Origin of the sequence: Yoonia sediminilitoris (assembly GCF_003058085.1) — a bacterium.
GTDB classification, from domain to species: Bacteria; Pseudomonadota; Alphaproteobacteria; order Rhodobacterales; family Rhodobacteraceae; genus Yoonia; species Yoonia sediminilitoris.
In genome coordinates, this window is the sequence record NZ_QBUD01000005.1 from 182,146 (window position 1) to 208,218 (window position 26,073).

Annotated in this window: 22 protein-coding genes and 1 pseudogene; 12 read left to right on the plus strand and 11 right to left on the minus strand. The window is 57.1% G+C overall.

Going from position 1 to position 26,073, the window contains the following annotated elements:
* Positions 1 to 2: 2 nt before the first annotated feature.
* On the minus strand, positions 3 to 2,420 hold the full coding sequence (locus C8N45_RS12230) for a GcvT family protein (protein WP_108386537.1): 2,418 nt from the start codon (positions 2,418 to 2,420) through the stop codon (positions 3 to 5).
* A 238-nt stretch (positions 2,421 to 2,658) separates the two neighbouring features.
* Here C8N45_RS12230 and C8N45_RS12235 point away from each other — a divergent pair, with 238 nt between their 5' ends.
* Positions 2,659 to 3,486, plus strand: a complete 828-nt coding sequence (locus C8N45_RS12235) for a bifunctional allantoicase/(S)-ureidoglycine aminohydrolase (RefSeq protein WP_108386538.1) — start codon at positions 2,659 to 2,661, stop codon at positions 3,484 to 3,486.
* Here the strand turns inward: C8N45_RS12235 and bhcR are convergent.
* A complete protein-coding gene (gene bhcR / locus C8N45_RS12240) occupies positions 3,481 to 4,326 on the minus strand; it encodes an HTH-type transcriptional regulator BhcR (protein ID WP_108386539.1) in 846 nt (281 codons plus the stop codon). The genes C8N45_RS12235 and bhcR overlap by 6 nt on opposite strands.
* Before the next feature lie 166 nt (positions 4,327 to 4,492).
* On the opposite strand from bhcR, the gene bhcA reads away from it, so the two are divergent.
* The 4 genes from bhcA (at position 4,493) to bhcD (ending at position 8,884) form a co-directional block, all read left to right on the plus strand.
* Positions 4,493 to 5,683 (plus strand): L-aspartate--glyoxylate aminotransferase BhcA, encoded by a 1,191-nt coding sequence (gene bhcA / locus C8N45_RS12245; protein WP_108386540.1) that lies wholly within the window; start codon positions 4,493 to 4,495, stop codon positions 5,681 to 5,683.
* Positions 5,683 to 6,648, plus strand: a complete 966-nt coding sequence (gene bhcB / locus C8N45_RS12250; protein ID WP_108386541.1) for a beta-hydroxyaspartate dehydratase BhcB — start codon at positions 5,683 to 5,685, stop codon at positions 6,646 to 6,648. The genes bhcA and bhcB overlap by 1 nt, the downstream gene beginning before the upstream one ends.
* A gap of 12 nt (positions 6,649 to 6,660) precedes the next feature.
* Positions 6,661 to 7,824, plus strand: a complete 1,164-nt coding sequence (gene bhcC, locus C8N45_RS12255) for a 3-hydroxy-D-aspartate aldolase BhcC (RefSeq protein WP_108386542.1) — start codon at positions 6,661 to 6,663, stop codon at positions 7,822 to 7,824.
* 94 nt (positions 7,825 to 7,918) lie between these two features.
* On the plus strand, positions 7,919 to 8,884 hold the full coding sequence (gene bhcD / locus C8N45_RS12260) for an iminosuccinate reductase BhcD (RefSeq protein ID WP_108386543.1): 966 nt from the start codon (positions 7,919 to 7,921) through the stop codon (positions 8,882 to 8,884).
* A gap of 10 nt (positions 8,885 to 8,894) precedes the next feature.
* Here the strand turns inward: bhcD and C8N45_RS12265 are convergent, their stop codons facing one another.
* Positions 8,895 to 9,806 carry a LysR family transcriptional regulator gene (locus C8N45_RS12265; protein ID WP_108386544.1) on the minus strand — a complete coding sequence of 304 codons (912 nt, stop codon included), beginning with the start codon at positions 9,804 to 9,806 and terminating at the stop codon, positions 8,895 to 8,897.
* A gap of 100 nt (positions 9,807 to 9,906) precedes the next feature.
* On the opposite strand from C8N45_RS12265, the gene C8N45_RS12270 reads away from it, so the two are divergent.
* A complete protein-coding gene (locus C8N45_RS12270; protein WP_108386545.1) occupies positions 9,907 to 11,142 on the plus strand; it encodes a urate hydroxylase PuuD in 1,236 nt (411 codons plus the stop codon).
* A 2-nt stretch (positions 11,143 to 11,144) separates the two neighbouring features.
* On the plus strand, positions 11,145 to 11,945 hold the full coding sequence (locus tag C8N45_RS12275; protein ID WP_108386546.1) for an aspartate dehydrogenase: 801 nt from the start codon (positions 11,145 to 11,147) through the stop codon (positions 11,943 to 11,945).
* A gap of 51 nt (positions 11,946 to 11,996) precedes the next feature.
* Here C8N45_RS12275 and C8N45_RS12280 read toward each other — a convergent pair.
* From C8N45_RS12280 to C8N45_RS12300, 5 genes and pseudogenes are all read right to left on the minus strand, one after another.
* Positions 11,997 to 12,884: pseudogene (locus C8N45_RS12280) on the minus strand (ABC transporter permease); the annotation flags it as partial.
* Between the two features lie 12 nt (positions 12,885 to 12,896).
* Entirely contained in the window at positions 12,897 to 14,411 is a 1,515-nt protein-coding gene (locus C8N45_RS12285; RefSeq protein WP_108386548.1) for an ABC transporter permease, read from the minus strand.
* 62 nt (positions 14,412 to 14,473) lie between these two features.
* Positions 14,474 to 15,559: an extracellular solute-binding protein gene (locus C8N45_RS12290; RefSeq protein WP_375342469.1), complete on the minus strand. Its 1,086-nt coding sequence runs from the start codon at positions 15,557 to 15,559 to the stop codon at positions 14,474 to 14,476.
* A 93-nt stretch (positions 15,560 to 15,652) separates the two neighbouring features.
* Positions 15,653 to 16,747 carry an ABC transporter ATP-binding protein gene (locus C8N45_RS12295; protein WP_108386550.1) on the minus strand — a complete coding sequence of 365 codons (1,095 nt, stop codon included), beginning with the start codon at positions 16,745 to 16,747 and terminating at the stop codon, positions 15,653 to 15,655.
* A 153-nt stretch (positions 16,748 to 16,900) separates the two neighbouring features.
* Positions 16,901 to 18,103, minus strand: coding sequence for an aminopeptidase P family protein (locus C8N45_RS12300; protein ID WP_108386571.1), 1,203 nt, complete (start codon positions 18,101 to 18,103; stop codon positions 16,901 to 16,903).
* 270 nt (positions 18,104 to 18,373) lie between these two features.
* On the opposite strand from C8N45_RS12300, the gene C8N45_RS12305 reads away from it, so the two are divergent.
* The 5 genes from C8N45_RS12305 to C8N45_RS12325 are packed head-to-tail and all read left to right on the plus strand — an operon-like array spanning position 18,374 to position 23,375.
* Complete coding sequence (locus C8N45_RS12305) at positions 18,374 to 19,615, plus strand: NAD(P)/FAD-dependent oxidoreductase (RefSeq protein ID WP_108386572.1); 1,242 nt, start codon at positions 18,374 to 18,376, stop codon at positions 19,613 to 19,615.
* Between the two features lie 23 nt (positions 19,616 to 19,638).
* Positions 19,639 to 20,625: a TRAP transporter substrate-binding protein gene (locus C8N45_RS12310; RefSeq protein ID WP_108386551.1), complete on the plus strand. Its 987-nt coding sequence runs from the start codon at positions 19,639 to 19,641 to the stop codon at positions 20,623 to 20,625.
* Between the two features lie 60 nt (positions 20,626 to 20,685).
* Positions 20,686 to 21,399, plus strand: a complete 714-nt coding sequence (locus C8N45_RS12315) for a TRAP transporter small permease (protein WP_108386552.1) — start codon at positions 20,686 to 20,688, stop codon at positions 21,397 to 21,399.
* Positions 21,396 to 22,697 carry a TRAP transporter large permease gene (locus C8N45_RS12320; RefSeq protein ID WP_108386553.1) on the plus strand — a complete coding sequence of 434 codons (1,302 nt, stop codon included), beginning with the start codon at positions 21,396 to 21,398 and terminating at the stop codon, positions 22,695 to 22,697. Before C8N45_RS12315 ends, C8N45_RS12320 begins: the two co-directional genes overlap by 4 nt.
* Before the next feature lie 18 nt (positions 22,698 to 22,715).
* Positions 22,716 to 23,375, plus strand: coding sequence for an aspartate/glutamate racemase family protein (locus C8N45_RS12325; RefSeq protein WP_245882647.1), 660 nt, complete (start codon positions 22,716 to 22,718; stop codon positions 23,373 to 23,375).
* 69 nt (positions 23,376 to 23,444) lie between these two features.
* Here C8N45_RS12325 and C8N45_RS12330 read toward each other — a convergent pair whose 3' ends face one another.
* From C8N45_RS12330 to C8N45_RS12340, 3 genes are all read right to left on the minus strand, one after another.
* Positions 23,445 to 23,810: a hypothetical protein gene (locus C8N45_RS12330; RefSeq protein ID WP_108386555.1), complete on the minus strand. Its 366-nt coding sequence runs from the start codon at positions 23,808 to 23,810 to the stop codon at positions 23,445 to 23,447.
* The gene (locus C8N45_RS12335; protein ID WP_108386556.1) at positions 23,807 to 24,667 is read right to left on the minus strand and encodes a DODA-type extradiol aromatic ring-opening family dioxygenase; all 861 of its coding nucleotides are present in this window, start codon (positions 24,665 to 24,667) and stop codon (positions 23,807 to 23,809) included. The genes C8N45_RS12330 and C8N45_RS12335 overlap by 4 nt, the downstream gene beginning before the upstream one ends.
* A gap of 82 nt (positions 24,668 to 24,749) precedes the next feature.
* Positions 24,750 to 25,922: an amidohydrolase family protein gene (locus C8N45_RS12340; RefSeq protein ID WP_245882648.1), complete on the minus strand. Its 1,173-nt coding sequence runs from the start codon at positions 25,920 to 25,922 to the stop codon at positions 24,750 to 24,752.
* Positions 25,923 to 26,073: the final 151 nt, after the last annotated feature.

The following is a 26,073-nucleotide window of genomic DNA, read 5'->3' on the forward strand; positions in this document are numbered from 1 at the left end:
GCTTAGGCGCGTAACCTTTCGCCATCAGGGTCAAACGGGGGTGCGGCCAGCAGGGTCGCCCGATGCGGCTTGCCAAGAATGAAAATATCCACTGTATCGCCTGCCTTGGCTGTTCCGTCTTTCACAAACCCCAACGCCAGCGATTTGCCGACCGATGCACCATATGCCCCGGACGTGACCCGCCCGACGGGTGTACCATTCGGCAAAAAAATGGGCTCTCCGCCGGATGCATCCGCACGATGCACCGCATCTACTTCGAAAATCGAAAGCCGCTCGCGTGGGGCATTGTCCTTGATCGCTATAAAGGCAGCCTTGTTCAGGAAATCCTTGTCCGTCTTGACCAACCGCTCAAGGGCGACCTCTTGCGGCCAGTATTCAGGGCTATATTCACGGCCCCAACTGCCGTAGCCCTTTTCGATCCGTAGTGCGCCAAGCGCACGGCTACCAACGGGCCCACCATCAACCGCCCGTGCGGCATCCAGCAAGGCTGTGTAAAGCCTGACCTGATCATCAGCGGCACAATGCAATTCCCAACCAAGATCGCCGGTAAAACTGACCCGGATGGCATGGCAGGTCACGCCTGCGACCTTGATCGTCTGGCTACGCATGAAACGGAATGCCTGCGTGCTCAGGTCTGCATTGGTCAGCCTTTGCAACAGCGCACGCGACTGTGGGCCCGCAACATTGAACCCGCAAATCTCATCGGTCTTGTTCACAAACTGCGTGCCTTCGGGCAGCGGTACTGCATTGAAGAAACGCTGGTGATAGCGTTCTGCCATGCCGGAACCGATCATCATAAAGCGATCTTCGGCAGTTTTTGTGACGGTGAAATCTCCTGCGATCCCCCCACGCACCCCGATCAGGGGCGTCAGACAGGACCGGCCCACTTGGGTTGGCATATGGTTTGCCAACACCTGATCCAACCACGCCGCAGCGCCGGGGCCGCTGACCTCGTAATTGGCAAAGTTCGAGATGTCGATCACACCGGCGCGGTCGCGCAGCATCTGCACCTCGCGCGCCACCGGCTCAAACCAGTTTTGACGGGTGAAACCGTTGGTCTCGACAGCACCCGGCGCGTCCGCAAACCACAAAGGATGTTCCCAGCCGCAGTTCAACCCAAAGACCCCACCCATGTCCTTTTGCATTTCATAGGCAGGGCGCACGCGCACGGGGCGACCGGCGCTGCGTTCCTCGTTCGGGAAGTGGATAGAGAAGCGGTGCGCATACTGGTCCGCTACCCGCGCCTTGGTGAAGCGCTTGTCAGCCCAATCGCCAAAACGGGCAAGGTCCCACGCGAACATGTCGTATTGCGGCTCACCATCAATGATCCATTGCGCCGACAAAAGCCCAAGCCCGCCGGACTGCGAAAATCCCGGAATAATCCCTGTACAGCAGAAATAGTTGCGCAATTCCGGCACCGGACCATAAAGCGCATTGCTGTCAGGCGACCAGATCATCGGGCCATTGATGACCCGTTTGACGCCTGCCTCTGCCGCCGCAGGAACCCGGTCCATCGCACGCATGACGTTGTCCATGATCCGTTCCAGATCATCGGCGAACAGCTCGTGCCCGAAATCCGGCGGCGTGCCGTCTTCGGCCCAGAAACGCACGTCTTTCTCGTAAGCGCCGATCAGCAATCCATTGCCTTCCTGACGCAGGTAATATTCGCCGTCACGGTCCGCGATAGAAGGCAAACGCCAACCGAGGTCCGCGACCTCTGGCATGGTTTCCGTCACGAAATACTGATGTTCAGTGGGTTGCAGCGGCAGTGTGATCCCCGCCAGCGCCGCGACCTCGCGACCCCACAGACCCGCCGCATTGACGACCCATTGGGTATGAATGTCGCCTTTGGGCGTCGCGACAATCCAGGATCCGTCAGGTTGCTGGGTTGTTGCCGTGACCGGGCAGAACCGTTCGATCTGTGCGCCCAACTGGCGGGCGCCTGCGGCATAGGCCTGTGTCACGCCGGAGGGATCCACATTGCCGCCGTCGGGTTCGAACATGATGCAGCGAATATCGTCGAAATTGGCAAGCGGGTGCAGGGCGCGCGCCTCGTCCAGCGTCACTTCGTGAAAGTTCATCCCGTAGTATCTGGCTTTCGCCTCTTGCAGACGCAATTGATGTTCGCGCTCTTGCGTTTGCGCAAGATAAAGCGAGCCCGGCTGGAACACACCGCAGCCTTGCCCGGTTTCGGCCTCCAGTTCCTTGTAAAGGTTCATCGTATAGTGCTGAATGCGGCTGATATTCGTGCTGTCGTGCAAACCGTGAATGTTGGCCGCCGCATGCCAGGTGGACCCCGACGTCAGTTCATCACGCTCCAGCAGAACAACATCGGTCCAGCCAAGTTTGGCGAGATGGTACAGAATTGAACAGCCGACAAGGCCGCCGCCGATCACAACGGCTTGCGCGTTGGTTTTCACTGATTTGCTCCCTTTTGCTGACGGGAACTTTATGGCGGCAACTCTACAAGGTCTCGCAAAAAGAACGCGGGCATTGGCATATGTTTCGATAGGGCTTTCGCACCGATCAGCAGCAAAATCTGGTCAATCCCCCATGATTATCAAATAGTTCCGAAAGGTGCTGTCGCATAAATGTGGGTGGCATACGGAATGCGCGCGGCACATATTTTAAAAAGATCGCCCAGCCATAGGAATTTTCATGTCAGCGACGTATTTTGCGCCTACAGGCGGGCACCCAGGCCAAGACCAGCTCTTGACCGACCGCGCCATTTTCACCGATGCCTATGCCGTCATTCCCAAAGGCACAATGCGCGATATCGTGACCAGCTTTCTGCCCTTTTGGGATGAAACGCGGCTGTGGGTAATCGCGCGCCCGCTTAGCGGTTTTGCGGAAACCTTTTCGCAGTACATCATGGAAGTGGCCCCCGGCGGCGGCTCTGACCAGCCCGAAGCAGACCCCGGCGCCGAAGGCGTCCTGTTCATTGTCGAAGGGACAGCCACGCTGACGATTGCGGGGGACACGCATCAGCTTGCGCCCGGCGGCTATGCCTTCATTCCACCCGGCAGCGACTGGAGCTTGCGCAATCGCAGCGACGACATGTTGCGGTTTCACTGGATCAGAAAAGCCTATGAGGCCGTTCCGGGCCTCCCTCATCCGGATGTTGTAATTGCAAACGAAAAGGACATCGCCCCGACCGTCATGCCCGACACGGACGGCAAATGGGCGACAACCCGATTCGTTGACCCGACCGACTTACGCCATGACATGCATGTGACGATCGTCACCTTTGAACCTGGCGGTGTCATCCCGTTTCTTGAAACCCATGTGATGGAACACGGGCTTTACGTGCTGGAAGGCAAGGCCGTCTACCGGCTCAACAATGACTGGGTCGAGGTAGAGGCAGGCGACTTCATGTGGTTGCGCGCCTTTTGTCCGCAGGCCTGTTATGCTGGGGGCCCGGGCAAGTTCCGCTATCTGCTTTACAAGGATGTCAATCGGCATATGAAACTGCGCCCGCCTTCATGACCGCCCGTCAGCCTGCCCACCAATTGCCAGCGACAGGGCATGGGCCGCGTCTTTGACGAAGGCACTCAGCCGGTCGATGTCATCGGGGCTAACCCTGCTGGTGGGGCCGGAGACGGAAATGCCTGCAATCGCTTCGGCATTCACGTCAAACACCGGGGCGGCAATACAACGCATCCCAAGGTTCTTTTCCTCGCCATCCACGGAAAAGCCATTCGCACGCACCTGCGCAAGATCGGCCCGTAATGCATCCGCATCTGTGATCGTGAATGGGGTGAATGCGCTTAACTCCTGAAAGGCCATCGCACGGGCCAGACGATCATCGTCCATTTCCGCCAGTAGCGCCTTGCCAATGCCCGATGCATACATCGGCGACAGCGTGCCGGGCGGAAAGAACGCGCGAATGCTGGCATGGGTTTCGACCTGACTAAGGAACAGAACCGCCCCTTCTTTTTCGATGCCAAGGTTGGCAGTCTCGCCGGTTTGTTCCATCAGCTTGCGCAGTATCGGCCTTGCCCGATCCACAAGACTGGTGCGGCGCAGAAATCTTGCGCCGATGACAAAGGCCTGCGGTCCAATGTGCCAGACCTGTTCAACGGGGTCGAACTCCACCAGTCCGCGGCCTTCAAGCGTGACCAATACCCGATAGACAGTCGCCGGAGATTGGCCCATCTCGGTTGAAATTGTCGTCAGCGCCTTGCCTTGCGCCTCGCTCAGGAACTCGTAAACCTCCATCGCGCGATCAAGCGATTTGATCGTGTTTTGCGCTGTCTTGTCGTCCCACCCGCGCGGTCGGCCACGCGCCCGACGTGCGCCCGGATTCTCGTTTTCGTGCGATTCCATCCAGAGCCCTTTTTCTTTGCGAAATTCGTATTCACGATATGAAAAATTTAAAGCACTGACAAGAAACAGATTTTTGATACGATCCCGTTTTGAAAAACAATTTCAAAAAACTATCGCGACAGATTGTCATACCCTATGTTCGGCGCAACATTAGGAGGAGACGGACATGAGCTTTCAAAACCCAGTTTTCATTCCGGGGCCAACGAACATCCCCGAGAATTTGCGCAAAGCCTGCGACATGCCGACGATTGACCACAGATCGCCATTGTTTGGCACAATCCTGCATCCGGCCCGCGATGGCGTTCGAAAGGTGCTGAAAAGCGACAAGGCCGAGGTATTTATCTTTCCGTCCACCGGCACGGGCGGCTGGGAAACCGCAGTCACCAACTGCCTGAGCAGTGGTGACAAGGTTCTGGCGGCACGTAACGGCATGTTCTCGCATCGTTGGATCGACCTGTGTCAGCGGCACGGGCTTGACGTCGAGATCGTTGAAGCATCTTGGGGCGCGGGTATCCCGGTTGATCGCTACGAAGAGATTTTGACCGCAGACACATCCCACCAGATCAAGGCCGTTCTGGCCACGCATAATGAGACCGCAACAGGCGTCAAATCCGACATTGCGGCGGTCCGCAAGGCACTGGATGCGGCAGGCCACCCTGCCTTACTTTTTGTCGACGGCGTGTCCTCGATCGGGTCAATGGACTTCCGGTTTGATGAATGGGCGATCGATGTTGCTGTGACCGGATCCCAAAAGGGCTTTATGTTGCCTCCCGGTCTGGCAATTGTCGGCTTTAGTGAAAAGGCGATGGCCGCGACAAAGACCGGCACCCTGCCGCGCACGTTTTTTGACGTGCATGACATGGCCAAAGGATACGCCAACAACGCCTATCCCTACACCCCGGCGGTCGGTTTGCTGAACGGCCTGACCGAAGCCTGCGGGATGCTGATGGCAGAAGGGCTGGAGAATGTCTTTGCCCGCCACACACGCATCGCTGAAGGGGTCCGCGCCGCTGTTGACGCATGGGGGCTGGAGCTTTGCGCTGAAACGCCGGATGTCTATTCCGATACGGTCAGCGCCATCCGCACGCCCGAAGGCTTCAACGCCACCGATATTGTGACCCATGCTGCCGAAACCTACGGCGTCGCATTTGGGGTCGGTTTGGGCGACGTGGCTGGCAAGGTGTTCCGCATCGGTCACTTGGGCAGCCTGACAGACGTGATGACGCTTTCCGGCCTTGCAACCGCTGAAATGTGCATGGTTGACCTTGGGCTGGATATCAAACTGGGGGCAGGCGTTGCTGCCGCGCAGGAATACTACCGCGCGCACACAGCCTTTGCCCAAAAAGCTGCAGCATAATGAAGGACGCTGGCATGTATATTCCGACCTACGACGACATGTTGGCGGCGCATGAACGGATCAAACCGTATATTCATCGCACGCCGGTACTGACGTCGTCCTATCTGAACAGCTTGACAGGCGCTGAGTTGTTCTTCAAATGCGAAAACTTCCAGAAAGCCGGTGCTTTCAAGGTTCGCGGTGCATCAAATGCTGTTTTCGGACTGAGCGAAGAAGAAGCCAAGAACGGCGTATGCACGCACTCATCGGGCAACCATGCCCTCTCGCTCAGCTATGCAGCGGGGCGACGGGGTATTCCATGTAATGTTGTCATGCCGCGCACCGCGCCGCAGGCAAAAAAGGATGCGGTAAGGGGTTATGGCGGCACAATCACTGAATGCGAACCGTCCACGACCAGCCGGGAAGAAGTCTTTGCTTCTGTTCAGGCTCGGACGGGTGGGAACTTCGTGCATCCTTATAATGACCCAAGGGTCATCGCTGGTCAGGGGACTTGTTCGCGCGAGTTGATGGAACAGACCGATGGGCTTGATATGGTAATCGCCCCGATCGGAGGCGGTGGCATGATTTCAGGCACCTGTCTGACCTTGTCGCATATGGCGCCCGAAGTACAGATCATCGCCGCCGAACCCGAACAGGCCGACGATGCCTATCGCAGCTTCAAGGCGGGGCATATCATCGCGGACGACGCGCCCAACACGGTCGCGGACGGGCTGAAAGTGCCGCTCAAGGACCTGACGTGGCATTTCGTGTCAAACCATGTCACCGACATTCTGACCGCCTCCGAGCAGGAAATTATCGACGCGATGAAGCTGACATGGCAACGCATGAAGATCGTGATCGAGGCAAGCTGCGCGGTGCCGCTGGCCACCATCATCAAGAACAAGGACCGGTTCGCAGGCAAGCGGGTCGGCGTAATTATCACTGGCGGGAATGTCGATCTTGACAAGCTGCCTTGGATCAAATGAAGGGGATACCTCATGAACACGCACGTAAATTTTGACGACCTCGAAGTCGGCTATGATGTTCCCGCCCTGCCCGGCATGGACGAAGCTGATATTCAAACGCCTTGCCTTGTGCTGGACCTTGATGCGCTTGAGCGCAACATCAAGAAGATGGGCGACTATGCCAAGTCCCACGGGATGCGTCACCGCGTCCACGGCAAGATGCACAAATCAGTTGATGTGGCCAAGCTGCAGGAAAAACTGGGTGGCGCTGTTGGCGTCTGCTGCCAGAAGGTGTCTGAGGCGGAAGTTTTCGCCCGCGGCGGCATCAAGGATGTCATGGTTTCCAACCAGGTCACAGACCTTGCGAAAATTGACCGTCTTGCCCGGATGCCCAAGCTGGGCGCGCGTGTGCTGTGCTGTGTCGATGACCCCGCCAATGTGGCTGACCTTTCTGCCGCTGCGGTCAAGCATGGCACACAGATCGAATGTCTGGTTGAAATCGACTGCGGTGCAGGTCGTTGCGGAGTGACAACCACGCAGGACGTCGTGAACATTGCCAAGCTGATTGATGCCGCCGAGGGGCTGAAGTTTGCGGGTATTCAGGCCTATCAAGGCGCCATGCAGCACATGGACAGCTATGCCGACCGCAAAGCCAAGGTCGATCTGGCAATCGCGCAGGTGGCCGATGCGGTCAATGGGCTGAAGGCACAGGGCCTTGAGTGCGACATTGTCGGTGGCGGTGGCACCGGTTCCTACTACTTCGAAAGCAATTCAGGTATTTACAACGAATTGCAATGCGGCTCCTACGCGTTCATGGATGCGGACTACGGCCGTATCCTCGACAAGGACGGCAATCGTATCGATCAGGGGGAATGGGAAAATGCGCTATTCATCCTGACGACAGTGATGAGCCATGCGAAACCCGAAAAAGCCATCGTTGATGCAGGCCTCAAAGCGCAATCTGTCGATAGCGGGCTGCCCACGATCTATGGTCGCGATGATGTTGAGTATGTCAAATGTTCCGATGAACATGGCGTGGTCAGCGACCCAGATCGCGTGCTGAAGGTCAATGACAAGCTGAAACTTGTCCCCGGCCACTGCGACCCGACCTGCAATGTCCATGACTGGTATGTGGGTGTGCGCAATGGCAAGGTGGAAACGCTTTGGCCCGTGTCCGCACGCGGCAAAGCCTACTAGGTCGCTCTGACCGAAACGAAAAGACGCCCGCATGATGGACCCAACTGGTCGCTGTGCGGGCGTTTCAAACATCAAAGACCAAGGAAGAATTCCCATGTTGATCGTCCCCGAACGCGAGATTGCCGACCTGATGACACGCGACGCCGCCTTTGATGCGGTGGAAAAGGTCTTTGCCGCCATGGCTGCAGGGGATGCTTACAATTTCCCGGTTGTGCGCGAGGCGATCGGGCATGAAGATGCGCTTTACGGCTTCAAGGGTGGGTTTGATCAGGCCGGTTTGACCCTTGGTCTGAAAGCAGGCGGCTACTGGCCCCATAATCTGGAAAAGCGCGGGATCATCAATCACCAGTCGACGGTTTTTCTGTTCGACCCAGACACCGGCAAGGCCAAGGCGATGGTCGGCGGCAACCTGTTGACGGCACTGCGCACGGCTGCGGCCTCTTCTGTGTCAATCAAACATCTGGCACGTGACGACGCATCAGTCATTGGCATGATCGGCGCAGGCCATCAGGCAACATTCCAGTTGCGCGCCGCACTTGAGCAGCGGCAATTCGAAAAGGTGATCGGCTGGAACTATCACCCCGACATGCTGCCCAACATCGAAAAAGTCGCAACAGAGGCAGGCTTGCCGTTCGAGGCGGTGGAATTGGAAGGCATGGTTGACGCAGATGTCATCATCTCGATCACGTCGGCCTTTGCCCCGTCGCTGATGGCGGACCACGTGTCGCCCGGCACGCACATCGCCTGCATGGGCACCGACACCAAAGGCAAGCAAGAGGTCGAGGCCGCATTGCTGGCACGCGCCGCCGTCTTTACCGACGAGGTGGCGCAGTCGATTTCCATCGGTGAGGCCCAGCATGCGATTGGCGCTGGCTTGATTGCTGAAACTGACATCAACCAACTTGGTGCGGTCATAAACGGCACCCATGCAGGCCGCACGTCGGATGATCAGATCACGCTGTTTGATGGCACCGGCGTCGGATTGCAGGATTTGGCGGTTGCGGCTGCGGTCGTTGATCTGGCCGTGCAAAAGGGCATCGCGATCGAAGTCGACTTCTAGGGACAGGACCCTAGACACTATCGCGCACGGTCTCGCCAATCCGGGCGATCACATAATCCATGAACAACCGTGTCTTGGGGTCCTGCATCTTGCGATGCGTGAACAGGCACGCCATCTGGATCGGCTCCGGCGGGGTTTTCTGGGCAACGGGCACCAGACGCCCCGCCTTGATATGTTCGGCCACTTCAAAGAGCGGTTTGAGTGCGATGCCATTACCCTCAAGCGCCCAGTCGGTCAGGACGTCGCCGTCATCGGACTCAAAACGGCCAGTAACCCGAAACCGTTTTGGGCCTTCGGGCGTCATCAACCGCCATTGAAATTCAGGCGCGCCCGGAAAACGCAGGTTCAGACATTCATGCCTGTCCGCCAGCAAGGCGTCACCATCCACCGGGTTGCCGCGCGCCGCGATATAATCGGGTGAGGCACACAACACACGGCTGACATCGGCAATCTTGCGCATCCGCAGGTTGCTGTCCTCGGGTTGGCCGAGGAAAAAGGCCAGATCAAGCCCCTCAGTCGTCAGGTCAACCTTGCGATCCGTCATGCGCAAGCGGACCCTCACCTCTGGATAGGTCTCCAGAAACCCGCGTACCAGCGGCGCAATCAACCGGCGACCCACGCCAAGCGGGGCTGCGACGTACAGCGACCCTTTGGGATTGTCGGTGATATTGACCACCTCGGCTTCGGCATTTTCAACCGCTTCAAGGATGCCGCACGCCCCGCCATAAAACGCCTGCCCCTGTTCGGTCGGCGTCAGGCTGCGGGTTGTGCGCTGGAACAGTCGCACACTCAGATGCTTTTCAAGCTGCGAAATCCGCGAAGATGTCACGGCCGGCGAAATGCGCAAATCCCGACCAGCCGCCGACATACTGCCTAATTCATAGACACGCACAAACGTACGGATGTTATCAAGATAGGACATTGTTTCGATTTATTTGATGCTGCTTGATGATTAACGACAATACCAGAGCAATTCAATTTCGCCTAGTCTCGGTTTAGACAGGCAACCCAAGGAGACACTCATGTACGATCTGGCAATTTTGTGGGACTGGATTGCGTTTTCTGTGCGCTGGTTGCATGTCATCACGGCGATGGCCTGGATTGGGGCGTCATTCTTTTTTATTGCGCTTGATCTGGGGCTGAAAAAGGCTCCTGACATGCCTGCAGGTGTGCATGGCGAAGAATGGCAGGTCCACGGTGGCGGCTTCTATCACATCCAGAAATACCTCGTGGCCCCTGAAAACATGCCCGAACATCTGATCTGGCACAAATGGCAAAGCTATATCACATGGGTATCAGGTGCGGCCCTGCTGATGATCGTATATTGGGTGGGCGGCGAGTTGTTCCTGCTCGACCCGACCAAGGCGGAATTGCAGCTGTGGCAGGGCATCGTGATTTCGGGCGGGTCGCTGACCATCGGCTGGCTTGCCTATGACTGGATGTGCAAATCGAAGCTGGGCGAACAGCCGACCCTGCTGATGCTGCTGCTGTTCGCGATCCTTGTGGCGATGTCGTGGGGCTATAACCAGATTTTTACCGGGCGGGCGGCACTGCTGCATCTTGGGGCCTTTACCGCCACGATCATGACCGCAAATGTATTTTTCCAGATCATGCCGAACCAGCGCATCGTGGTGGCCGATCTAAAGGCCGGGCGGACCCCTGATGCGAAATACGGCAAGATTGCCAAGCTGCGGTCGACCCATAACAACTATCTGACGCTGCCTGTCGTGTTTTTGATGTTGTCGAACCATTATCCGCTGTCCTTCGGGACGGAATATGCGTGGATCATCGCCAGCTTGATCTTTCTGACAGGCGTCACGATCCGCCACTACTTCAACACGATGCATGCCACCGGCGCGGGCCCGCACTGGACATGGGCCGTGACCGTTTTGCTGATGATCGTTATTGCGTGGTTATCGACTGTGCGCACGGGCGAGACTTACGAACAATCCGAAGCCCGCGCGCTGACGCACTACGAACAGAAATTCGCCTCTGCCGCGGGTTTTGAGGCGGCCTATGACACGGTCATTGGCAACTGCTCCATGTGCCACGCCCGCGAACCTGTCTGGGGCAACATGCAATGGGCGCCCAAAGGTGTTTATCTGGAAACGCCAGCCGATGTGGCGCGGCACGCGGGGCAGATATATCTTCAAGCCGGGGTCAGCTACGCGATGCCACCGCCCAATGCCATCCAGATGGATGATGAATCGCGCGCGACTATTGTGGCTTGGGTGCGTGATGTGCGGGCGGGTGGTTAGCGATGCATCTGGGCCTGATCGGATTTGGCAGCATCGGCAGCGCTTTGGTTGGCATGTTGGGGCAAACGCAGGTCACACAAGTGACCGCGCTGGTCAGGCCCGCCTCTGATGCACCGCAGCGGCATAGCGCCGGGCCGGTACCTGTTGCGTTTGTGAGCAGTCTGGACGAGCTCATCGCGGCCCGGCCTGATATCGTTGTCGAATGTGCTGGCCACGCTGCAGTCGCCGCCTACGCCCCGCCCCTTTTGCAGAGCGGTCATGATGTCATTATCGCCTCTGTCGGCGCGCTGGCCGACGCCGCTTTGCAGAAACAGGTCGAGCGTGCAGCAGGAGCAGGAAAATCACGCTTCATCCTGCCAAGCGGTGCCATTGGCGGGTTGGACCTGATGCGCGCATTGGCGGCGGCGGGCGATGTTGACGTGGCCTATCGTGGGATCAAACCGCCCAAGGCATGGCAAGGGTCACCCGCAGAACAGGTCGTTGATCTGAACGCACTGTCGAGGCCCGTGACTTTCTTTTCAGGCAACGGGCGCGATGCGGCCCTTGCCTATCCCAAGAATGCAAATGTTGTTGCGGCCCTCGCACTGGCGGGTGCAGGGTTTGAGCAGATGCGGGTCGAACTTGTGGCTGATCCAGCAGCACAGGGGAACCAACATAGCTATCAAGTCCATTCGCCCTTTTGCAAATATACCATGACGATCGAAGCAACAGGGTCACCGGGCAACGCCCGCACATCCGTCACGACTGTGCTGAGCATCCTGCAAGAGATCGCCACCTATCAGCCCATACAAAGCTCAACATAGATGCCGCATCCCTTTGGTCTCGCCCGCGCGGTTTCCCCTTTGGCGAAAAAGCTAGCTTGGTGACATGCCCCGTAGCCGCTCTGACCGCCGACGCAGAAGTTCGACCACAAACAAAAGCAGGATCGATATGGCAATCAGGATCGTGGCAACCGCAAGGATCGTGGGGCTGATCTGTTCGCGCAGGCCGGTGAACATTTGCCAAGGCAGCGTTTTCTGACCTGCCGAGCCGACGAAAAGGACAACAACCACTTCGTCAAAAGACGTGATAAAGGCAAACAAGCCACCCGACACAACGCCCGGCAAAATCAGCGGCATCTGCACCCGGAAGAACGTCGTCACCGGGTTCGCCCCCATGTTCGCCGCAGCACGGGTCAGCGACTGGTCAAAGCCCACAAGCGTGGCTGTCACCGTGATAATGACAAAGGGAATGCCAAGTGCCGCATGGGCCAGAACCACGCCCAGATAGGTGCCTGTCAGAGTGAAAGGCAATTCGATCTTTCCCAGGAACGGGATCGGGATGTAGGGGTTTGAGTAAAAGAAATACATCCCCGTCGCCGAGATGATCAGCGGCACGATCATCGGCGAAATCAGGATCGCCATGATTGCGCGCCGGAACGGCACGTGACTTTGTGACAGGCCGATGGCAGCCAACGTGCCCAAGGACACCGACAGCAACGTGGCCACCGGCGCAATTTTCAGCGAGTTGCGCAAGGCCAACTGCCAGTCGGAATTTGTGAAAAAGTCCTCGTAGTGTTTGGTAGAATAGCCTGCCGGGTCAAAGCTCAGCATCTCTGGCGTGAAGGTAAAGAAATCCTCTGCGTTGAACGACAAGGGGATGATGACCAGAATCGGCGCGATCAGAAAGAAGAAGATCAGCCCACAGATCACGCGGAAACTATAGTACCAGGCGCGCTGGCCGGTGGTGGCATATGGTGGCAATCCGGACATTTCTTAGCCCCCCAGCTTTACGTTATCGATACCGACGATCCTGTCGTAGACCCAATAAAGCAGCAGCACGACTGCCAACAGTATGGTGCCCAAGGCCGCAGCCAGACCCCAATTGAGCGAGGACGAGATATGGTAGGCAATCCGGTTCGAGATAAAGACACCCTTGGTGCCGCCCACAAGTTCCGGCGTGATGTAGTAGCCGATCGACAGGATAAACACGAGGATACAGCCCGCGCCGATTCCCGGTATCGACTGCGGGAAATAGACCCGCCAAAAGGCTGTCCAGTCCGTGGCTCCCAGCGACTTGGCGGCCCGCAGATAGCTTGGCGGGATCGTCTTCATCACCGAATAAAGCGGCAGAATCATGAATGGCAGCAGAATATGCGTCATCGCGATGATTGTCCCGGTCTGGTTGTTGATCAGCTGTAATCGGCCGTCATCGGCAACAAGACCGATCCAGACCAGAACGTCATTGATGACGCCCTGCTGCTGCAACAGCACTTTCCAAGCGGACGTGCGCACCAGAAGCGATGTCCAGAACGGCAGCAGCACAAGGATCATCAACAGGTTGGCGGTGCTATCCTTGAGGTTGGCAAGCAGCCACGCAATCGGATAGCCCAGCAAGACACACATGCCCATGATCGACAGCGACATGATCATCGTGCGGATGAACAGCGTCACGTAAATCTGTTCGCTTTCCGGGCGCGCCTCGATCCCGTCCGACCCTTTGAGCAGGTCAACCGAATTGAGGAAATAGCCGTTGGTGTATTCGGGCGAATATATCTTGATCGTTTGCCAGACTTCAGGGTCCAGCCAGTCTTCGTCAACGTCCGCGAATTGCGCGCTAAGTGAAACCGGCTCAATTCCCGAAAGATCCACGCCGATAGGTAAGTCTGCACCAGCAGTCGCGTCTTGGTAAAGCGCGGTATAAACGAAATCCCAAGGCTCTTCTTCGGCGGGCACATCGCCTTCGGCCTCAACGATCATTTGTGCCCATGCATCATATGTATCGGCTGTAATTGGCAGATTGGCGCGGATCGTGTCATCGGCCATCCAGGTGGCCCACTGCGCCGGATCAGAATAGGCGGGGTCGGCGTCCTGGAATGCGTCGGTGTAGACATCGGTGTCAAATCGCCCAACGCGACGGCCGGATTTGCGGAACAGTGAAGAAATGCCGGTCAACTCGTAGTTCAAGCGACTGCCCAGCCGGGTGTGTGTCTTGTACTCGTTCGCAAGCGCCATATCGGTATAGAGCGCATCGAACACGGCTTCACCGGGAACGTCGCCACTGTCAGCGTCCCATTCCTCAAGCGCCATGACAGTGCGCGGCAGCGTGTCAGCGACGATTTCATTTTCGACCGAGCGGAATAGCATATCCGCGATGGGCATCACGAATGACACCAGAATGAATATCAGCAGGGGCGCGATTAACGCCAGTGCCCGCAGTTTCTGGCGGCGCAAGGCCCGGTTCAGGGACGCCTTAAGCGGGCGTCCGTCTGCTGCCAAAACTTCTGTCACTGTCTATACCCCTGTCTTGTCTGGAAAAGGGGCGCAGCTGCGCCGCACCCCTGACCGTTCGTTTATTGCGACAACCACGCCTGGAATTTTGCGTCCAGATCGTCACGATAATCTGCCCACCACTCGTAGTTGTAGAGGAAGGTGTTCGTTGCGTTTGCAGGGTCTGTTGGCATGTGTGGTGCCATTTCGATACCCAGTTCAGCGTGGGTGCTGACCAACGGCGCAGATGACTGACGTGCAGGGCCATAAGCAATATACTTGGACTGATCTGCCAGACGCTGCGTGTCGGTTGCAAAGCGGACATAATCCAATGCGCGGGCTTCACGCTCTGGTGTAAGGCCGGTGGGAATGATCCAACCGTCAAGGTCAAATACCTGCGCGTCCCAAAGCATAGCAACGGGTTGCTTTTGCTCTTCGATCAGGCTGAACAGACGACCGTTGTAGGTTGAGCCCATGATGACTTCGCCATCAGCGAGCAGCTGCGGCGTGTCAGCACCGGCAGACCACCAGACAACACTGTCTTTAATCGTGTCGAGCTTGGCAAATGCCTGCGCCTGACCTTCTTCGGTTTCCAGCACGTCATAGACGTCATCCTTGGCGACGCCGTCGCAAAGCAGTGCCCATTCCATGTTGTTGATGGGGCGCTTCTCCAGCGAACGCTGGCCGGGATAAGTTTCGGTGTCGAACAGCGCGCAAATGTCAGTTGGCGCCGTGTCACCAACAAGGTCGGTGCGGTAGCCAACAGTTGTCGAGTAGACAATCTGCGGGATAAAGCAGTCAGACACGAGCAGGTCGCCGAAGTCTTCTGACGCGGTTGACCCGTCATCGCCCGGTGCCAGCTGTTCATCCGCGTCGATTTCCAGTGCGAGACCTTCGTCGCACAGGCGAATCGCATCAGAGGCAACCACGTCGACCACGTCCCAGGTCACGTTGCCAGCTTCGTTCATCGCACGCAATTTCGCCACAGCTTCCGCCGAGCTTTCGTCGTTGATGATGTTGACGCCAGTCATTTCCATGTAAGGTGTGTGGTAGGCGTTCTGCTGTGACGAAGAATAGGCACCGCCCCAGCTTACGATTGTCATTTCGTCGGCCATGTGGCCATCCGAAACGGCCATCGTGGCTGTCAGCGTCAGGCAGGTTGTTGCCATCAGTTTCATCGAGGTTTTCATTCAAATCTCCCATAGATTTTCCCGGCTTGGCTTTTCAGCACAGCGGCCCGGGCGCACGCTGTGGCTTATTGTTCAGGCGTCGAGCGCCCGGCAATCCTGAGGCATCCAGCCTATTTCGATCATCTCCCCCGGCACAAGCCGCGCCTGATCGGGGGCATTGCGGGTCTTGATTACGAACTCGTCAGTGCCCGCGACGCGCAAGCGCGTGCGGAAGATGTCGCCCATATAGATGAATTCGAGCACTTCGGCTTTCAGCGTGTGCGCATCCGCATGCAGGCGGTCGCGATTGAATTCGACACGTTCGGGACGAATCGAAACTTTTGTCCGCTCACCGACTTCGGCCACATTGACCGGCAACGCGTCGATGGTATCGCCGCTGTCCAGCTTGACGATACAGGTATCACCTTTGATTTCCTGAATAACGCCTTCCAGCGTGTTATTTTCGCCAATAAACTGGGCGACAAAGCTATTCTGCGGTTTTTCGTACAGTTCATCGGGCGGTGCAAGCTGCTGAATACGGCCATCGTCAAAAACGGCAACTCGGTCTGACATCGTCAGAGCTTCGGTCTGATCGTGGGTCACATAAACCGTGGTAATTCCAAGTTCATGGGCCAGATTGGTGATTTCAAACTGCAAGGTTTCGCGCAACTGCTTGTCGAGCGCGCCAAGCGGTTCATCCATCAAAACCAGTTCGGGTTCAAACACCAGCGCACGCGCCAGTGCGATCCGCTGTTGCTGTCCGCCAGACAATTGTGCCGGACGTCGTCCGGCAAAATCGCCCATCTGGACCATATCAAGCGCGCGCTTGACCTTTTCCTCGCGTGTGGACTTGCCCATCTTGCGAACTTCCAGCGGGAACGACAGGTTTTCAGCGACCGTCATATGTGGAAAGAGCGCGTAATTCTGAAACACCATACCAATGCCGCGCTTGTGCGGGGGGATGTTGTTGATCGAGACACCATCAAGCGTGATGTCTCCATGGGTTGCCGTTTCAAACCCGGCCAGCATCATCAGGCAGGTCGTCTTGCCAGACCCCGACGGCCCCAGCATGGTCAGGAACTCGCCCTTTGGCATGGACAGGTTCAAATCTTTAACAACCAGATTTTCCCCATCGTAGCTTTTTTGAACCCTGTCAAAGGCTACGAATGCATTTTGTGCATCTAACATTGCGAACACTTCCCCTTAAGACCGGCATTTGTTTTGCCGACACATATTTTCCTTAGGGTGTTAGCTTGTGAACAGAAACGCAACCAAGTTTTTTGGACAGTCTGGCAGGCGCGGGTCAAAAACGCACCTCGCCTGCCTGTTTTTTCACCATCACTACCCTTTTACGTTAAACTCTGGGCCATACGGATACCCTGTGATATTCTCGTTTCCGTCATCAGTGATGATCAGGATATCATGTTCGCGATACCCCCCCGCACCGGGTTGATCGTTAGGGATGGTCAGCATCGGCTCCATCGAGATCACCATGCCGGGTTCAAGTACAGTGTCGATATCTTCGCGCAGCTCCAGCCCCGCTTCGCGCCCGTAGTAATGGGACAAGACGCCAAAGGAATGACCATACCCAAAGGTGCGGTATTGCAGCAGATCACGCTCTGCAAAGAAGGCGTTCACCTTCTCCGTTACCTCCGCGCAGCTTGCGCCGGGTTGCAGCAGGCTGATCCCATATTCATGTGCGGCGACGTTGGCTTCCCAGATCTTCAGGCTGGCCGGGTCAACTTCTCCGACAAAAAGGGTCCGCTCAAGCGCGGTGTAATAACCCGAGATCATCGGAAAGCAGTTTAGGCTAAGGATATCGCCATGTGCCAATTGCCGCGATGTGACAGGGTTGTGCGCGCCGTCGGTGTTGATCCCTGACTGAAACCAGACCCACGTGTCGCGATACTCCGCATCCGGAAAGCGTTTTGCGATTTCCAGCTCCATCGCGTCGCGGCCTGCCATGGCCACATCAATTTCACGTGTGCCAGCCCTGATCGCGTCCTTGATCGCATAGCCGCCCACGTCAGCGACTTGCGCACCAGCGCGGATCAGATCAAGCTCTGCCACCGATTTGTGCATCCGTTGGCGCATAGTGGCGGGGGCGATGTCCTTGGTCGCGGCAGGGCGCAGGAATTCATCCAGCAGCACCTTTTGGGCGATGCTGATATGGTCACCCTCAAAGCCAATGGTCTTGCCCGTGCCTGTCACAGTTTCAATTGCGCGCCAGTAATTGTTCCGCTGCCAGTCGGTGTATGTGATGTTATCGCCATGGCAGCGCCGCCATGGCTGGGCCGCATCAATCCCCGCGCTGAAGGTCACACTGTCGGTTGCCGTGACAACCAACGCATAGGGCCGCCCGAAAGAGCAATAAAGAAAGCCCGAATAATAGGCGACATTATGCATCGAGGTGAAAACGCAGGCCTCAACGCCCTCTGCGGCCATGATCGCCCGCAGCTTGGACAGGCGCGCATCATATTCTTGAGCCGAAAAGGGAAGCACGCGGTCCCCCTGATGAAAGCGGTAGTATTGTGGACGATCCATGAATTCACTCCTTCGTTCCAATAACCAAGGTGCACCGCAGAAGACCCCCTCTGCGTCACGATGGCAAAGCAAGATCCCGGCGTTCAGGATAGACAGAAAGTGGGCGCAAAACTGCTTTGGCGACGCCATCGCCAACCCACACAGCATAATTTGCGCAAAGTCGTCGTGCCTGACAAGCTGAAAAATGCAGCAAGGTGAATTGCTTTGCCAACACCGTGACTTTGACTTACCGCTATGATCTCAAATTGCGTGGATACAGGCGGAGCAGACATGAAGATTATCGTTGCAGGTGCGGGTATTGTCGGCGTGTCTTGTGCGATCTGGTTGCAGCGCGCCGGCCATGATGTGACCATAATCGACCGCGCAGGCCCCGCAAGCGGCACCAGTCACGGAAACGCGGGCGTGCTTGCCGCAGGGGCCATCGTTCCCGTCACGACGCCGGGATTGCTTGCGCGCGCGCCGGGGATGTTGCTGAACCCCGATGCGCCACTTTTCCTCAGATGGTCCTACCTGCCTAAGCTCTTGCCATATCTGGTGAAATATCTGGGCTATGCCACCGATAAACACGTGGACCACTACGCGACCGCGATGACGACATTGCTGCATGACAGCCTTGACCAACATCGCGCCTTGGCTGCGGGCACAGCTGCCGAAAAGTTCATCGGGGCCGAGGATTACTGCTTTGGCTACGCCACCAAGGCCGCCCTTGAGGCGGACGCCTATAGCTGGACAAAACGCAAGACCGCCGGATTCGCGTTCGAGGTGCTGGATCGCGCAGACTACGCCCAATACGACCCGATCTATGGTGACGCATTCGAGGTCATCGTGCGCTGCAAAAACCACGGGCGTATCTCGGACCCTGGCGCATACGTCAAAGCACTGGCCGACCATTTCGTGACGCAGGGGGGCATACTGCAAATTGCGCAGATCAACGATATTGAAACCCGTGACGGGGTGATCACCGCGCTCAAGACGGCCGACGGCGATGTCACAGCAGATCACATCGTTTTTGCGCTGGGTCCATGGTCAAAAGAGATTGCGCACAAGCTGGGCGTCAAAGTCCCGTTTGAAAGCGAGCGAGGGTATCATATTGAGTTGATCAATCCCTCGCATATGCCAAAGTCACCGATGATGGTGGCCAGCGGCAAGTTTGTCATCACACCGATGGATGGCAGGATACGCGCTGCGGGCGTGGTCGAATTCGGTGGACTTGAAAACGGACCAAGTCGCGCGCCGTTTGAGTTACTCAAACGTCAGGTGGCCGACATCCTGCCCGACGTGACCTATGACAGCATCGTCGAATGGATGGGGCACCGCCCTGCCCCTGCCGACAGTTTGCCGCTGATCGGTGCGAACGATGCGCAGGGGCGCAGCTACAGCGCATTTGGCCACCAGCACGTCGGCTTGACAGGCGGACCCAAAACGGGTCGGATCATCGCGGATATGATTTCAGAGCGTAAGCCGAACATAGATTTGGCACCATTCAATCCAATGAAACACGCTGCAAAATGATGCAGACGCCAGGGAGACGACAGATGAAAGCTATTTTCAAGACAACATGCGCCACCATTGCCGGTGCGCTGCTGGCCAGCACGGTCCATGCCGATGGACACGCCCAATCATGGGACATGCCAATGGCCTATCCGGCCACGAATTTCCATTCCGAACAGGGTGTTAACTTTGCCGACAAAGTACGCGAATACACCGACGGTGCTATCGACATCACAGTGCATGCGGGTGGCTCACTGTTTGGCGGCGGCGATATCAAACGTGCGATCCAGACGGGGCAAGTCCCGATAGGAGAGCGGTTCATGTCTGCCCACGCAAACGAGGCGCCCCTTTTGGGATGGGACAACCTGCCCTTTGTCGCCACAAGCTATGAAGACAACGCCGCACTCTGGAGTGCAGCCCGCGATACAGTGAATGACCAACTGGCCGACCTGAATCTGGTGGCGCTATACACATGCCCGTGGCCCGGTCAGGGTTTCTATTTCAATCAGGAAGTGAACTCCTCTGCCGACACGCAGGGCATCAAGTTCCGGTCCTACAATTCCGCAACAGCGACGTTCGCCGAAGAATTGGGCATGATCCCAGTTCAGATCGAAGCAGCCGAACTGAGCCAAGCGCTCGCAACTGGCGTCGCATCGTCTTTCATTTCGTCAGGGTCCACCGGTTATGACAGCAAGGTCTGGGAAAACCTCAGCCACTATTACAAGGTCAACGCATGGCTGCCGCGCAACTATGTGATGGTCAACACGCAGGTCTGGGAAGGGCTTGACGCCGATACACAGGACGCCATCCAGCAAGCTGCGGACGAAACTGCGATCTCCTGTGCTGCCAAGTCGGCCGAGTTGTCCGATTTCTACTTCAGTGAGCTGGAAAAGAACGGCATGACCGTGCAGGACGCAAGCCCTGCATTCCTCGCCGAACTGGAAGAAATCGGCGCAAAGATGACCGCCGAATGGCTGGAGACAGCAGGCGCGGATGGCCAGAAAATCCTTGACGCTTACAACGCCAACTAATCTGGTGCCGCCAGTCCCGGAAATCGGGGCTGGCCCTCCTCCATGAATTGAGTCCCCACCATGCGCGATTGGTCGCCAGTCATGGGCCTGCCCCTTTGGGTCTGGCTTTTCATCGTCCCCAGCCTGATTGGCGTGGCCTGTCTGTTGCTGGGGCCAAGGTTGAAACGCCTGCTTACTCCTTTGTGGCGCGTCCTTGATGGCATCTATTTCGCCAGCGGCGCGATTGCCGCCTTTTTCATGGTGACGATCCTTTGCCTGATTGTAGCGCAGATGATTGCCCGCTGGACGGGCTTTGCACTGCCCGGCACGACCGAATTTGCGGGTTATGCAATGGCGGCCACATCGTTTTTTGCACTCAGTCACGCAATGACGCGGGGCGCCCATATCCGGGTGTCACTTATCCTGAATGCCAATGATTTTCTCAAACGATGGCTGGATGTGTTTGCCGTTTTCGGGGCAGCCGTTATAGCGACCTATTTTGCGCGCTACGCGGTCAAGGCCAATGTCTTTTCCGAGATGCTGAATGACCGGACCCAAGGGCAGGACCAGATACCTGAATGGGTCGTGACGCTCTTTACCCTGCCCGCCCGGCCCGCATCCGAGTGGGGGCAGGCGATGGCAGACAGTGGTGATACGCTGATCTATACGCCGGTCTGGATTCCGCAGTTGGCCATGTCAGCGGGCACTATATTGCTGGCGCTGGCACTTTGGGACACGCTCTACCGGATGTTGGTCACTGGCGTGAATCCAATCGTATCGGAGGCCGTCGAATGACTGAAGCCTACGCCACAATCGTATTCCTCTTTGTGCTGTTCGCCTTGCTGGGATCATCCATCTGGATCGGCCTTGCCCTGATGGGGGTCGCGTGGGTCGGGATGGAGCTGTTCACCACCCGCCCCGCAGGCGACGCAATGATCACAACCATCTGGACCGGGGCCAGCAGTTGGACCCTGACCGCCCTGCCCCTGTTCATCTGGATGGGTGAAATCCTGTATCGCACCCGATTATCCCAAGACATGTTCCGCGGGTTGGCCCCCTGGATGCGCTGGCTGCCCGGTGGCTTGCTGCACACCAATATTGCAGGCTGCACCATCTTTGCGGCCGTGTCCGGGTCGTCTGCAGCGACCCTGACGACGGTAGGCAAAATGTCGATCCCCGAACTGCGCAAGCGTGGCTATCCTGAATATATGATCGTAGGGACCTTGGCGGGGGCCGCAACGCTTGGCCTGATGATCCCGCCATCGCTAACGCTGATTGTTTACGGCGTGTCGATCAACGAAAGCATCATTAAGCTGTTCATGGCAGGCATCATTCCTGGCCTGGTACTTGCCGCATTATTCATGTCCTACATCGTCGGCTGGCACTTTTTACGCCCCGGCCAGCGCCCACCCCCTGAACCCGCCATGAGCTTTGGCGAAATGCTGGCCGAAAGCCGCTTTTTGATCCCTGTGCTCATGCTGGTCTTTGCGGTCATCGGGTCGATGTATTTTGGCTGGGCCACCGCAACCGAAGCGGCGGCCGTCGGCGTGCTGGGTGCGCTGACGCTTGCATTGCTGCAACGATCACTTTCGTTCGGCACATTCATGGAAAGCCTGATGGGGGCGACACGCACATCTGCGATGATCGCCCTTATTTTGATGGGGGCGGCGTTCCTGTCGCTGTCGATGGGCTTTACCGGTCTGCCCCGCGCGCTGGCCGCATGGATTGACGAAATGCAACTGTCGCCGATTACGTTGATCGCGGCACTGACAGTTTTCTACATCATTCTGGGCATGTTCCTTGACGGCATTTCATCGGTTGTGCTGACAATGGCCATCGTCGAACCGATGATCCGGCAGGCCGGCATTGATGTCATCTGGTTCGGGATTTTCATCGTCGTTGTCGTGGAAATGGCGCAGGTCACGCCGCCTATTGGGTTCAACCTGTTCGTGCTGCAAGGGATGACGCGGCACGAAATCGGTTATATCTCGAAAACCGCCATTCCTATGGTCGGGCTGATGTTGCTGATGGTGGTGATCCTCGTGGCCTTCCCCGCGCTTGCGACCTGGTTGCCCGAAAATATCAGACAATAGATCGCCGTGTCCCCCGCCGTGAGCGTTCTTCAACTTGATACCGACTTCCCACGGGTGCCGGGCGATGTGGGCTGCCCCGCCACATATTGCGGCACGGTCGAGGTCATCCGCATCCCCAACGCGACCGTCGGCAGCATTGTTATTGATCGCCCCGACCTGATTAACATAACCCCGTTCGAAAAGGCTTTGCACAAAGCGCGCGGCGATCTTGTCGTCACCTCTTGCGGGTTTCTGTCCACATGGCAGGAACACTTAAGCGCCCGGTCACAAAAGCCGTTTATCAGTTCGGCGCTGACCGCCCTTGACGCACTCAGCCAGCATTTTGCTCCGCAAGAGTTGCTGATACTGACCTTTGACGCAAACAGCCTGATGCGGCAGCACCTAGGCACCCACCCCGACTATCTGGAAAGCGTTGTCGGCCTTCCAAAGCAAATGGAATTATATCAAGTCATCAGCCAGAACCGCACCGCGCTGGATGTGGAGCGCGTCGCCGCCGAAATGACAGGTTTCATCAGATCGGTGCAGCGCACCTGTCACAAACATATCCTGTTGGAGTGCACCAACCTGCCGCCCTACAAGGCCGCACTCAGGCAGGCGGCCGGCCTGCCGATCAGCGATATTCTGACCTGTATCGAGGCACGGCAACCGGGCACGATCCAACCACGCTTTCTGGATTGACCGCACCAGCAAAAAAGACCGCCACGCGGTGCGTGACGGTCTGAATGGCAAATTGATCTTTGCCTTTGTTCAGGTCTCGACCGAAGGATAATCCTTGCCAACCCAATGCTGCAACTTGGCGGCAAACTCTTTCTGGAAAGCAAGCGGGCCGCTTTTTTCCATGTAGGGTTCGTCGTAGATGCCGATAAAGATCGTCAGGTTCAAAAAGAAATGCGCGCCCATCTCGAACAGGGCCACATAGTCGTGATTGATCAGCGCTTCCCGTTCTTCCTGCGTGAAGAAGTTGACGGTCGACATCTCGGCGTCATTCAGGCGCGGACCGATGGACTGTTCCCACGTGGCGACGAAATTGCGCGGATCTTCGGTGTAGCGCTTGAGGTATTCGGGGTCCCTGTCCACCGTGAAAAGGAACTTGTTGACGTAGTATTTGCTCATGCTGCGTCCTCCTTTGGATACCATGTGAAATAGGCCTCCATCGTGTGAAACAGATCGAGGTTATCAACATAATCGGCCGCTTCCGGCCCGGCGACGCCCAACATCAGAATGAAGTTGAGGAACCCGTGCGTGGCGTTGCCGCTTTTTGCCATGCTTTCGTGGTCGACGTTATCGAGGATCGCGTCAATGTCGCCATTGCGCAGCCATTCGATGGCTTTGTGGTCGAATTCAGGGTCGGGGCCGGTTTCCATGAATTGGCGCGGGCCGCCAAGTTCAAGCGACAAATGCCCGGTGCCGATAGCCGCGATACGCTTGTCGGACGGATAGGCATCAATGGCCTTACGGATCGCACGGCCAAGGTTGTAAAACCGGCGCGGCGACGGCAGCGGCGGCGCAAAGATGTTGGTATAGATCGGCACAACGGGCAGGTCCGCATCGGGCCGCACCGTGATAATCGGACAGATGATCGAGTGGTCGATCTTCAACTCGTTGGAAAAGGCAAAATCGAAATCCTGATCCATCAGGTTCTTGTGCATAAAACTCGACATGTCCTCGTCGCCTTCAAGCACATATTTCGGAATACCGAATTCGCGTTCCTCATTATAAAAGGTCGCGTCGTAACGCGGTGCCTTACCGATCAGGAACTGCGGGCAGTTATCCAGAAATATCTGGTGGAAGTGGTCCGACCCGATCATCACCAGAATGTCAGGCTTGGTCCGTTCCAGCGTCTCGCGGTAGCTTTCGATCTTGCGTTTCCACTCTGGTGCCTGCGGCATCTGCTGCTCGGGCGGCATGGTGGTGGCTTTGAGGTAAAACGGGTGGTGGGTAGAGGCCAGAGTGGCGACAAGCTGAGCCAAAGTCTTACTCCTTTTCGTTCAGTCGAGGTGCCCCGCAGCAACGGGCTGCGGGGCGTGAGTGAGTGGGTGGGTGGGTGGGTGATTATGCAAATAGATCGCGCTCGATGCCTGCGGCTTCGAACAGGTAATCGCGGCTGCCTTCCAGTTCGGTGCGCAGGCGGTCAAGGTCAAAGCCCAGCATCTGGCCTTTCCATTTCTTGACCTGACCGGCCACCATGACCGTGTCGACGTTGTTGCGCTCCATCAGGGTCACGACGGCGCCGGGCACGTTGTTGAGCGGGGCGACGTTCATGGCTTCTGCGTCAAGCAACAGAATGTCAGCCTCTTTGCCCGGTGTCAGCGATCCGATCTTGCGATCCAGCTTCAGCCCCTCGGCCCCGCCCATTGTGGCGTGGCGCAGCGCCTGCATACATTGCATCAATTCGGGGTATTCCTGAGCCGACAGCGCCTTTTCGTTTGCGAACATGCGCTGCAAGGTGATGAGCCCGCGCATCTGGGTAAAGAAGTCGGCAGTCATCGTGCATTCGACGTCGGTGGAAAGCGACGTCGAAATGCCCATATCAATCGCCTTCTGGATGGGCGGGGTCCCATGGCGCATGTGCATTTCAATCGGCACAGCCAATGAGATATGCGCGCCTGCATCGGCGGCATACTTCCAGCCGTCGTCAGACATGCCGGTCATGTGGATAAAGATATTGTCGTCGCCAAACATGCCTGCGGCGCCCAATTCGTCAAAGGTTGGCTGCATCCCGAAGGTGCCAACCACGTGAAGTGCTATGGGCAGGCCGAGTTCGCGCCCGATTTTCCATGCTTCTTCGTAGCCCGGCAAGTAAATCTCGCCGCCCATGACCATGGTTGTCAGCTGGTCATCAGAAGAAAAATACTGCTCTTTGATGCGGGCTGCATCGGCAGGATATTTGGCACGGTCGCCCCAGCCTTCGAAGTAGCCAAAAACGCCACGACGGCCTGCATCGCGCAGGCCCTCGATGGCGGCATCGGAGTGTTCGGGTGAGTGGTGGATTTGGCTGACGTCCATGACGGTCGTGACACCGGCATCAAGCTGGGCAATGCCGCCGTATAGTTCGTTTATATAGACATCCTCGGGGCGGTAGACCATCGAGAAGCCTTGCAGGATTGTGTCATAGTAGTTCGATGTATTGGCGGGGCGTCCGTCGTTGATCAAAATGCCGTTGGCCAACTGACTGCGCAGCGCAGTCTCAAATTGGTGGTGGTGCGTATCAACAAAGCCGGGCATGACAATCTTGCCCGCGGCGTCGATCACAACCGCATCGGATGCGTCGATATTCGGGCCTGTCCGTCGTCAGGGTTTTTGGGACCAAGAGCGTCCGAACCTAAGAGAGAGTTTGGCTCATCTGTTTGGTTTGATTATGCGGCGTGCTGGCGGT